Origin of the sequence: Wolbachia pipientis (assembly GCF_023661085.1) — a bacterium.
Classification (GTDB): Bacteria; Pseudomonadota; Alphaproteobacteria; order Rickettsiales; family Anaplasmataceae; genus Wolbachia.
This window is the reverse complement of sequence record NZ_JAHDJT010000034.1, coordinates 1-11,150: the sequence shown is the minus strand read 5'-3', so window position 1 is coordinate 11,150 and position 11,150 is coordinate 1. Positions and strand designations below refer to the sequence as shown.

The window sequence follows — 11,150 nt, the reverse complement described above, 5'->3', positions numbered from 1 at the left end:
AGGAGAAAAAGACAATAAAACCCCGAGGTAGCTAGTTATTCCACTCTCTATTTTAAAATCCGGCGTTGGGTGATGTCTTAAACGACTTATAAGCGCGTTTCAGCTTGAAAACCCGAAGTTTTAAAAAGACATGCAGTGCACATAGTACGCCAAATACAAGTTCTCTTGTCATTTTAACCTGTACAGATTGGGAAGTTAAACAAATAGCTTCATTACTATGATAAGGATAACGGCAAAGGTTGTCAAGTAGTTTTTTTTGTTTCTAGTAGGCTCAAATTACAACAGCTATGCGCCAAGCACACAGGAAAGGAGCACTGATTAGATCGTTCCATAGCGGTCTAAGATCTTTCTCCAATCCAAGCTACTTGAATGGCTTCGAGTATTTTTTCGTTGCAACGTTTCTCATCATCGTCAAACCCTTCTAAACCCAAGACCTTTTTTTTTAGCTCAGTAAACCTGATATTAACTATATCTTCGCCTGGGAACTTTTCCTCTAAAGCTTCTGCGATGTCTTCTATATCAAGCCATTTCATATTTCTTGAACACTCTGCCAAACTAAATTGGTGCCCATGGAGAGACTTGAACTCCCAAGGTCGCAAAACCCACGGATTTTAAGTCCGCTGCGTCTACCGATTCCGCCACACGGGCTCTTTTTCTATTTTACCTAGAGTAGAACTCTACTACTAAATTAACTTCCATATCCGCCGAGTAAGGAACTTCAGAATATTGAGGCACTCTTAAAAACTTCACTGAATGCTCCTTACTGTTTGTTTCTAAATAGTCTGGAACCTTACGTTCTTGTTTTTCCGCAGCCTCTACTACTATAGGGATTTTTACTGCTCTCTCTCTTATTTTTACTATATCACCAGGTTTTACTCGATAGCTCGATATATTAACCACTTCATCATTAACTGTAACATGCTCATGAGATATGAGCTGTTTTGCTGAATAAATTGTTGGTACAAGGCCAGAGTGATACAAAACAGAACTTAACCTTGATTCTAAGATACCAATAAAATTATCGGCTGTGTAACCTTTTCTGTTGTAAGCATCTAAGAATATACGCCTGAGCTGCTTACTTGAAATTGCATAATAAAACTTAAATTTCTTATGTGCAGCGAATTGCTTACCAAAATCAGATAATCTTTTGAACCCAAGAATACCATGCTGACCTGGAGGATATTTCCTTTTGTTTACTGGATCTTTTGCTCTACCCCACAAATTTATACCAAGCCTACGGCTGATTCTATACTTTCTATTGATAACAGTTGTCATATAAAAACTCTCATAATCTAGCTCTAGATTATTAAGGATTTTAGCATTAAGTGTCAACTTGTTTTTGCTAGTTTAATTTCTTATACTTCACTTTTAAGTTTTTCTATTGACATATGAACCATCTACCTTTGGAATCTATGGCAAATGCTATCCGCTTTTTATCAATTGATGCGGTACAAAAAGCAAACTCTGGGCACCCAGGTATGCCACTTGGCATGGCAGATGTTGCAACTGTTTTATTTGCTAAATATCTAAATCACAACCCTGATGATTCTAAATGGCTCAACAGAGACCGTTTTGTTCTATCAAACGGCCATGGTTCAATGTTGTTATACTCAATATTATATCTGACAGGCTACATTAGTATAGATGAGTTGAAGAACTTCAGACAACTCACATCCAAAACTCCAGGTCATCCAGAATTTGGTTTGACTCCCGGCATAGAAGGAACAACAGGCCCGCTCGGGCAGGGGCTTGCCACTTCAGTTGGCATGGCACTTGCTGAATCGATCCTTGAAAAGCAGTTTGGAATTAATCATTACACTTACGTAGTGCTTGGAGATGGCTGTCTTATGGAAGGAATAAGCCATGAAGCAGCATCACTTGCTGGACATCTTAAACTGAATAAGTTGATAGCCCTTTTTGACGATAATGACATCTCTATAGATGGCGCTACTAGCCTCTCTTGTTCTGATGACGTGGAAAAGCGTTTTTCAGCTTATGGGTGGAATGTTAACAAAATTGATGGCCATGATTTTAACTCCATATCACTTGCAATAAAGCAAGCGCAAAAATCTGACAAGCCGTCGCTTATTTGCTGCAAAACCATCATCGGAAAATTTTCAAGCCGTGCCGGTACATCTTCTGCTCATAGTGGTGCTTTTACGGAGGAAGATATAAAAAAGATGAGAGAGAAATTAAATTGGAATCAGGAGCCATTTCATGTGCCAGAGAACGTGAAAAATGCCTGGATGAAAACAGTTGAGAGAGCAAAACAAAACTACGTGTCCTCGACCAGTAAAGAGTTGCAAAGAAGACTTGATAAGCGTTTACCAGGTAATATCGAGAGCGATTTGGCTAACCTAAAGAAACAAATACACGAGGCAATGCCAAACGAAGCTACTCGATCTTCTTTCGGCAGAGTAATGGAACTTTTAACTGAGTCTATGCCAGAATTAATCGGTGGGTCTGCTGACCTTACTGGGTCAAATTGCACTAAATACAAGCATATGGAGGTAATAAATAGCAATGATTATAGTGGTTCTTATATCCACTATGGAGTGAGAGAACACGCTATGGCAGCTTGTATGAACGGCATGGCTCTTCATGGCGGAATTCTTCCTTATGGTGGCACTTTTTTGGTGTTTTCTGATTATTGCCGCCCTGCTATACGTCTTTCAGCCTTGATGAAACAGCAAGTCATATATGTAATGACTCACGACTCAATTGGAGTAGGAGAAGATGGCCCAACTCATCAGCCGATAGAGCACTTAGCCTCTCTTCGTGCTATACCGAATTTGTACGTCTTTAGACCAGCCGATGCAATCGAAACTCTAGAGTGCATTAGTATCGCACTGGAAAAAAAAGAGTCACCAGTACTTTTTGCACTTTCAAGACAGAATGTAAATTACATGCGCAAATTCCACTTTGATGCCCACCAATTTGCCAACCTATCGAAGTTTGGTGCATATACCCTGTGCGAATATTTAGGAAAGCTAGAAGTGACGATATTTGCAACCGGATCTGAGGTTGAAATTGCAATTGAAGCAAGAAAAAAATTGCAGGAAAAAGGTATAGGCACAAGGGTTGTTTCTATGCCATGCTGGAGGCTTTTTGACGAGCAAAGTGATGAGTATAAAGCAGCAATATTAAATAATGACAGCATTAAAGTTGCAATTGAAGCTGGAAGCGAAATGGGCTGGTATAAATATATAGGCTCAAATGGTATATTTATCGGTATGAAAAGCTTTGGAGAATCAGCACCTTATAAAACACTTTATGAGCATTTTAATATCAGTGCTGATCATGTAGTAAAATGTGTGTACGAGAAATTGGTTTGCACTCAGTAGACCTTACATAACTATATGAAATTCCAGTATCTGAATGCCAGAAAAAAAGAACCGGTTTACTATATAATTACCCTCTTGAGTATTTTTCAGTACATTTGAGCAGGCAGTATATAAGAACCGCAATTGTAGAGCATGTTATTGTCAATAGCAAATTTGATAAAATACCGTAAGAAAAGAATTTTCCTACTATATATACTCCAATGGCTCCGAACATCATATTGCAGAATGAGAGAACTGCACTGCCAAGCCCTATACTTTTGACTGTTTCTAGCGCAGAAGTTACGTTGTTGCTTATTACGAGTGCAATACCTATATTGCTTGGAATCCAAACAGTTTGAAGGACAAACACGTTTAATTTGCCTATGGAGTAAAAATATACCAACAAACTCTCAGGTATTATTGGCAACATCAAACCTATTATTAACATCCGGCTAACCCCTATTTTTGGTACATATCTTCTGTTGATCAAAGTTCCAATTATGTAAAATATAACTATGATTGATATTAGGTAACCAAAATATTGTATTTCAACACCCATAGACTCAAATATGAAAGGGTAGTTAGCAATATACGCCCAAAGCCACATGAAAGTTAATCCATGGATAGCTGCAAACCCAAGGAAACGATGATTTCTAAATATCGATATATATTGTTTAGGAATACTGACCATTACACTAGCTATACTGGTTTCACTTTCAGTTATAGTAAGTGTTTCTTGTAACTTAAAGTAAATAAAAACGAGCATAACAATTGCCGCGAGTGATATAATAAAAAACAAAAATTTCCAACTGTACCCACTTGAAATTATATAACTGCCTACCACTGGAGCTATCCCAGGTGAAAGCGCTACTACCATATTTAACTTTGAAATTACTCTTGAGTATTCACTACCTGAGTACATATCCCTTATTGCCGCATACCCAACTACGCCTGCAACACCAGCCCCTATTCCTTGTATAAAGCGAATGAGTATTAAGAGCACAATATTGTCAGCTACGTAACATGCAATACTTGCCAAAGTAAAAATTGCCATACCGATCAGCATGATTGGACGCCTACCATAATGGTCAGATAGTGGACCATAAATTAATCCGGATATCGCAAGTCCAACTAAATTTAAGCTGATTGTAAGCTGCACCACATGGCCTTCTACTTCAAAATAATGGGCAATGCTCGGTAGTGCAACTGAATACAGGTCAGTTGCCATATCGGCAATTGCTACAGATAATATCATGATAAGAGAGATAATATTTTGTATTGCCACTTAATGGATTCGCTGAGCTATAAAAGTTTTATTATAATACATTTTCTTTACTGGTTACATTAATTTAACTACAGAAGTTTAAAACGGTTATGCAAGGGATCTATTAAAAGACCTGTAAAAATCTCATAAAATTATCGTATAGTGTAATGATTGATATAATAGATAGCATGGATAAATCACAATTAATTAAAGAGGTATTCGATTCCGTAGCAAATCGCTACGATGTTATGAATGATATAATGAGCCTTGGAATGCACAGGCTATGGAAGGATAAGGTGGTAAATAGTATGCATTTTACAAAAAACTCTAAGGTTTTAGATATCGCTGGAGGAACTGGAGATATAGCAATAAGAATAGCGAGAAAAGAACCAAGCGCTCAGGTCACAATATGCGATATAAATCAAAATATGCTGAGCAGAGGCCGCGATAAAGCTATAAATGCAAACCAGTTTAATTTTAATTGGGTGTGTGCAAATGCAGAAAGCTTACCGTTTGAAGATCTCGAATTTGATTACTGCACAATAGCCTTTGGCATTCGAAATGTTTCCAGCCGCAAGAAGGCTTTAAGTGAAGCATATAGGGTATTAAAACCAAATGGGAAATTTATCTGCCTGGAGTTTGCCCCTATGCACTATCAGAATGAAATATTCGCCAAATTTTATGACTTATATTCATTTAAAGTAATTCCCAAAATTGGCAGCATAGTTGCTAAAGATAGGAGTTCTTATGAATATTTAGTGAAAAGCATCAGAGAGTTTCCAACTCAGGCTGAGTTTAAAATTGAAATTGAAGAAGTAGGCTTTAAGAATGTTGAGTTTCATAATATGAGCTATGGAATAGTGGCATTACACATTGGAACAAAATGAACATCAAACTCTGGTATAGAACACTAGATTATTATCTCATTACTCCAGTAGTCCTTTTGCTGACTATAAGCTTCGTTCTTGTTCATTCGGCAAGTCCTGCTATCGCACAGCGCCTTTCTCTACCGCAAAATTATTTTATACAGCGCCACACAGTTTATATAGTCCTGTCACTGGTTACCCTAGTAACATTTTCTTTTCTCAATATAAAAACCATACTTAACCTCTCGTTTGTGGGTTTTACTCTGTTTATTATTCTAATGGTAGCTGTGGTAATACTTGGCATGGAAGCAAAAGGGGCGAAACGATGGTTATATGTTGTCAAAATTTCAATTCAGCCATCTGAGTTTGTAAGGCCATTTTTTTCTGTTGTTATAGCTGGTGTCTTGGCTAGCGGAATGAAGTTTAAAATTCACGTATCAATCATAATATTTCTGTTGATTTTTACATTGTTACTTTTACAGCCCGATTTCAGTATGTCCATGCTTTTGACATATTCTTTTACCGGCCAAATGTTTATTGCGTGTATACCACTTTTATACTTTGTATGTATAGTAGGAATAGTTACAACTGGAATTGCAACGGCTTACTTGTGTTTTCCGCATATAAAGCAAAGGGTTTACAATTTTCTCTTTTTTACACAGCGTGATAATTTCCAAGTCATAAAATCATTGGAAGCATTCAAAAAAGGCCAGTTAACCGGTGTTGGTCCTGGCGAAGGTAGCGTCAAAATCTTTCTTCCTGATAGTCATACAGATTTTGTATTTTCTGTCTTAGCAGAAGAATTTGGTTTGGTTATGTGTTTAGCCACATTGATGTTGTTTGGCATCATTTCCGCTCGTTTACTCTATGTTGCACATAGAGAAAGTGAATTATTCAATCTGCTGGTAATTCTCGGTATTTCGATTCAATTTATCGCACAATTTATAATAAACATAGGGGTAACGTTAAGCATTTTTCCCACCACTGGTATAACTTTGCCATTACTTAGCTATGGCGGCTCTTCCCTTTTATCTTCAAGCATTGCTCTTGGCATAATGCTGTCTTTTAGTAGAAACCAAGCTATTGCACTAAAATTTCGTAAGCGTATTGCGTTTAGAAATATATAGACTAGTGATCAGAACTGCCCAACCTGTATCGCTTACAATTGCATGAACACTGTGGTTTGAGCCTACCAGGATGGTGTCATGAAAACAACCCTTCGTTGTCATCCAGGTAGCCCCACTGGGATCTCATTGCACTTTATGATAGTGTCATTCCAGCACCCCATCTCCTACCATCCAAAAGGGTGTTGTGAAGGCACCCCCAGAAAATTTGGATATCTATTGGGAACAGTCAAGATTTTTCATTCATTCTTAGATATCTAGCAACTTTTCAAATCACCTTTTCTTACCTTTTACATTTGAATTTCTAAAAAATAGAAGAGTGTACATTTTGTAGCACTCTGCTTCTCTCTTTGAAAGTATTGATCCTTTTCTTACTATATTTAGTTTTCAGCGCATTTGGTCTTTTAAAGTTTTTTTTACTACTACGTTTTTTGAATTGCACGTTGGAGTCAAAATTTAACTCCCCTTTTTTGTCTACAAGTGCAGGTAACCTTCCCTTATCTTGAGGTGTAATGAAAGATAATGCGTATCCTTCAGCCCCAGCGCGTGCAGTCCTACCTATGCGATGAATGTAGTCAGCTTGCGATTGTGGTACATCATAATTGATAACGTGTTGTATGTGGGGAATATCAAGACCACGAGAGGCAACATCCGTTGCAACCATGATTTGATTGCGACCACGACGAAAAGAATTGATGACTCTTTCGCGTTTATGCTGTCTTAAGTCACCATGAATTACTAAAGTGCTATAGTTATCTTCGCGCAATTTGTTAGCCAGCTGATCTGCTCCTTGCTTTGTTTTGACAAAAATAATGATTGATCCTTCACGCTGACATAGTTGTGTAACAAGTTTGCCATACTTTTCTGATTCTGATGCATAAATAATTTCTTGCTTGATTTTCGTAGAAGTTGTAGTTTCATGCTCAACAGAAACACGTTCTGGCTGACTGAGATATTTCTCAGCAAGTTTAACTATATCACCAGGAAGAGTTGCAGAGAACATTAGAGTTTGCCGTATTTTTGGCAGATATTTCATAATCTCTTCAATTTGAATTCCAAAACCCATATCGAACATACGGTCTGTTTCATCAAGCACAAGAGTGTTGATATTGTGAGTAATCAAAGTTTTACGTGCAATATGGTCTATAATACGACCAGGAGTACCTATTACAATTCGCGGCTTTTTCCGAAGCTGATTTAGCTGCTTGAAGATAGGCTCACCACCAATTAGTAAGGCAATCTTTAACACGGAATTTTGAAATAAGAGTTTTCTTACCTCATTCGTTACCTGCTGCGCTAACTCTCGGGTTGGTACTATAACTAAGGCTGAACCGGCATTAGACTTATCTAATAACTTAGCAACCAACGGAATAGCAAACGCCAAAGTTTTTCCAGTTCCTGTTTGAGCAGATCCGAGAATATCTTTACCTCGTAGAGCTAAAGGAATCGCCTGTGTTTGAATCGGAGTTGGAACAGAAAGATTGTGTTTGTCTAGAGCTCGCCTAAGCAAAACTGGAAGATTCATCTCCTGAAAGCTGCTCACAAAAACTTTCACCATCAAAATACGATTAGTTTTCTAGCAATTTTAAATTTATTGCAGATTTTTTCTCTTCTCCATTTCTACCTCGCTCCTCTTTGAGCTCATAGCTTACTCTTTCTCCTTTTATTCCCTTCTCCTTATTTTCTCCTCTAAGTGAATCAGGTCTTATTCCTGAACGCTCTAACGTACTGATATGTATGAAAACATCACTTCCTTTAGCCTCTGGCTTAATAAAACCATAACCCTTTTCGGCATTAAACCACTTTATATTACCAAATTCCATTTGAACAACTCCTAAAACTATTAACTAACCTTACTAATGTGATGAAAAACTTTGAAATTATAATTGGGAATGCCCGAAGCTTAGCTATTGAAACTAAACTTCTATACTCCATAGTCTATCCTAACATTACACAGTCATAGTACACAATTATTGTACCTGATGCAACTAAATTTTCTAATTGCTGAGCGAGCCTGCAACTGTCATTTCACTAATTTTAATCATTGGTGAATTAAATTGCCCACAAAAAGTTAAATCGTTTGCAACAACTAAGTTGCTAAACATGTCTTTTAAATTGCTAGCAACAGTAATCTCATGTATTGGATACGTTATTTTTCCATTTTCTATAAAAAATCCTGATGCGCCTTGACTATAATCACCATTGATCAGATTAACACCAAAACCAAGTAAATCAGTTATGTATATTCCCTCTTTCACTTCCTCAATCAGTTCCTCAAACGATATATTGCTATTTTCAATATAAAGGTTACTAGCTGTGGGAGCAATTGCGGCATTACCTGCACGAGTTGCATTTCCTGTTGTTTCCAAGTTTAATTTTTTAGCCGAATATAGGTCTAAAATCCAATTTTGTAGTACTCCGTTCTTTACAAGTATATTTTTCCTGCTGGTTATTCCTTCTCCATCAAATGGCCTTGATTCTATACCCCTTGGCAATAATGGGTCATCAATAATGTTAATTCTATCGTTGAAAATCTGAGTATTCAAATTATCTCTCAAGAAAGAGCTGTTACTTACAATATTACTGCCATTTATAGCGGAAGCGAAACTTTTCACTAACTCTTTTGCTGCTCTTTTTTCAAAAATAACCGGAAATTTACCAGTTTTGATTGTGCGCGAATTTAATTGATCAATTGCCCTTTTTGCTGCCTCTTTTCCTATTAATTCTGGTGACTTTAAATCGCCGAAATTGCACGCTACATCGTAGTCATAACCAACCTTCATTTCACTTTCTTCTCCAGCAACAACGGAAACCCGATTAACAAAGATTGATTTGCTAAATGAACCAATAAAACCAGAAACGGTAGATAATGCTGTGTTTACTAAGGTATGTGAAGAAGAGGCCCCCTCGGAGTTAATGATATTTTTATATGCAAGAGCTGAATTTTCTGTAGCTTCAGCAATCCCTTTTAAATTATCAATAGTTATAACATTATTGTCTAAGACACCTAAGTCTGTAGAAGAGATATAATTATCTCCACCTATGGCAAAATTCATGTAAGGATCTTCTGGTGCGTTCTTTGCCATTTCTACTACTTGATTGACCGTATCACCAAGGTTGTTTAAATCGTTTGTAGAAATATACGCAGCTTTGGTCTTGCCTGCTATAGCTCTAATTCCTATCGTGCAATTTTTAGATTGTGATATTTGTTCAATTTTTGATAGCCGTTGAGAAACCGAGATTTTGTTGGTTTCATATATTGTAACTTCTGCATCTTGGCTCTGCTTTTTTATCAGTTTGATGATATCTGATGCAATATTTAGTATATTCATTTCTTACCCCTTAGGTTTCTATAAAGATTCTGCACCACCTATGACTTCGATCAAGTCAGTTGTAATTGCTGCTTGACGAGAACGATTATAAAGCAGTGCTAGCTTATCCAGCATCTCTTTAGTGTTTCTATTTGCTGATTCCATTGCAACCATTCTAGCACTATTCTCGCTTGCTGTGCTCTCAAGTAAAGCAGAGTAAAGGGCAGCTGTAACGTAACTTTGAATCAAAGATCGTAAAATAAATTCAGTATTTTGTGGCTCATATTCATAGCTGTAATCTGCTGTTGAATCAGCCAGAGAGTTATCAATCAAGGATGAATCTTTACTCCATGGTTTTATTGTTTCCAACGTTGGTTTTTGTGTGAAAGTATTATAAAATTTGTTATAGAAAACCTCAATTTTATTGTACTGATTGAGATCCATACTATCAATCAAAGATTCTATATACCTTAGCGTAATTCCCTTGCTGTTTTCAATTTTTAAAATACTTTTAGAATCAAACCTATTTTTACCTATATCAAAAGCTTTTTTACCCCAAAATACAATATCTACCCTTCTGCCATTTGTGATTAACTTATTTACATGCTCTTGACTAAATTTGACAATGGAAGAATTAAAGTTGCCGCACAAGCCGCGATCAGATGCAATAATAAATACTAGGTAAGGATCATCATCACTAGTGTTTAAAACTTTTGCCAATAATTCTTGATTAACCGCTAACACTAATGAAGAAACAATGCTATGCAGCTTAGATATATACAATTTTGAACTTGATAGCTTTTTTTGGCTCTGCAATAACTTCGCTGCAGAAACCATTTGCATTATTTTTGTAGTTTTCTGTACAGACCTAATATTCTTGATTCTTAAGGACAATTCCTTTAAGCTCTTCATTCTATATACAACTCTGATTTATTAAAATATACAACTGTTCATGTCAAAAAACAAGTTCTTTTGATACGAAGAAGATACAATACCAACTTTTATTATTGGGGGAGGTAAATAAAATATATCATAAATTCACTCAAACCTGCCAACTGTGGGCAAAAGAAGCACTTAAAGAGTTCTTCCTTGTTCCATCTAATGCCTAAGCTTAAAACATTAGATACTTTTGACAAGATACAAGACAACAGTAGAGAAAAGCCACTCAATAGAAACAAAAAAACTACTTGACAACCTTCGCCGTTATCCTTATCATAGTATTGAAGCTATTTGTTTAACTTCCCAATCTGTACAGGTTAAAA

The 11,150-nt window shown here is 36.7% G+C and carries 10 protein-coding genes and 1 tRNA gene; 3 read left to right on the top strand and 8 right to left on the bottom strand.

The window, feature by feature from the left end; translation table 11 throughout:
- Window positions 1–338 precede the first annotated feature (338 nt).
- The 3 genes from iscX to rpsD all read right to left on the bottom strand — a co-directional run bounded on the left by iscX (window position 339) and on the right by rpsD (window position 1,275).
- Window positions 339–533, bottom strand: coding sequence for a Fe-S cluster assembly protein IscX (gene iscX, locus DM84_RS02270; protein ID WP_250778132.1), 195 nt, complete (start codon window positions 531–533; stop codon window positions 339–341).
- Between the two features lie 28 nt (window positions 534–561).
- Window positions 562–648 (bottom strand) — tRNA-Leu (locus DM84_RS02265).
- Between the two features lie 12 nt (window positions 649–660).
- Complete coding sequence (gene rpsD / locus DM84_RS02260) at window positions 661–1,275, bottom strand: 30S ribosomal protein S4 (RefSeq protein WP_250778131.1); 615 nt, start codon at window positions 1,273–1,275, stop codon at window positions 661–663.
- Window positions 1,276–1,388: 113 nt separating this feature from the next.
- On the opposite strand from rpsD, the gene tkt reads away from it, so the two are divergent.
- Window positions 1,389–3,344, top strand: coding sequence for a transketolase (gene tkt / locus DM84_RS02255; RefSeq protein ID WP_250778130.1), 1,956 nt, complete (start codon window positions 1,389–1,391; stop codon window positions 3,342–3,344).
- A 67-nt stretch (window positions 3,345–3,411) separates the two neighbouring features.
- Here the strand turns inward: tkt and DM84_RS02250 are convergent, their stop codons facing one another.
- Window positions 3,412–4,608, bottom strand: a complete 1,197-nt coding sequence (locus tag DM84_RS02250) for a multidrug effflux MFS transporter (RefSeq protein WP_458783138.1) — start codon at window positions 4,606–4,608, stop codon at window positions 3,412–3,414.
- 167 nt (window positions 4,609–4,775) lie between these two features.
- Between DM84_RS02250 and ubiE the strand changes: the two genes are divergently transcribed.
- Both ubiE and DM84_RS02240 read left to right on the top strand, forming a co-directional pair.
- Window positions 4,776–5,474, top strand: coding sequence for a bifunctional demethylmenaquinone methyltransferase/2-methoxy-6-polyprenyl-1,4-benzoquinol methylase UbiE (gene ubiE / locus DM84_RS02245; RefSeq protein WP_250778133.1), 699 nt, complete (start codon window positions 4,776–4,778; stop codon window positions 5,472–5,474).
- Complete coding sequence (locus tag DM84_RS02240; RefSeq protein ID WP_250778129.1) at window positions 5,471–6,580, top strand: FtsW/RodA/SpoVE family cell cycle protein; 1,110 nt, start codon at window positions 5,471–5,473, stop codon at window positions 6,578–6,580. Before ubiE ends, DM84_RS02240 begins: the two co-directional genes overlap by 4 nt.
- Before the next feature lie 301 nt (window positions 6,581–6,881).
- Here the strand turns inward: DM84_RS02240 and DM84_RS02235 are convergent, their stop codons facing one another.
- The 4 genes from DM84_RS02235 to atpG form a co-directional block, all read right to left on the bottom strand.
- A complete protein-coding gene (locus DM84_RS02235) occupies window positions 6,882–8,120 on the bottom strand; it encodes a DEAD/DEAH box helicase (protein WP_250778128.1) in 1,239 nt (412 codons plus the stop codon).
- Window positions 8,121–8,145: 25 nt separating this feature from the next.
- On the bottom strand, window positions 8,146–8,400 hold the full coding sequence (locus DM84_RS02230) for a cold-shock protein (RefSeq protein WP_250778127.1): 255 nt from the start codon (window positions 8,398–8,400) through the stop codon (window positions 8,146–8,148).
- 174 nt (window positions 8,401–8,574) lie between these two features.
- A complete protein-coding gene (locus DM84_RS02225) occupies window positions 8,575–9,909 on the bottom strand; it encodes a TldD/PmbA family protein (protein ID WP_250778126.1) in 1,335 nt (444 codons plus the stop codon).
- 18 nt (window positions 9,910–9,927) lie between these two features.
- Window positions 9,928–10,800, bottom strand: coding sequence for an ATP synthase F1 subunit gamma (gene atpG, locus DM84_RS02220; protein WP_250778125.1), 873 nt, complete (start codon window positions 10,798–10,800; stop codon window positions 9,928–9,930).
- Window positions 10,801–11,150 lie beyond the last annotated feature (350 nt).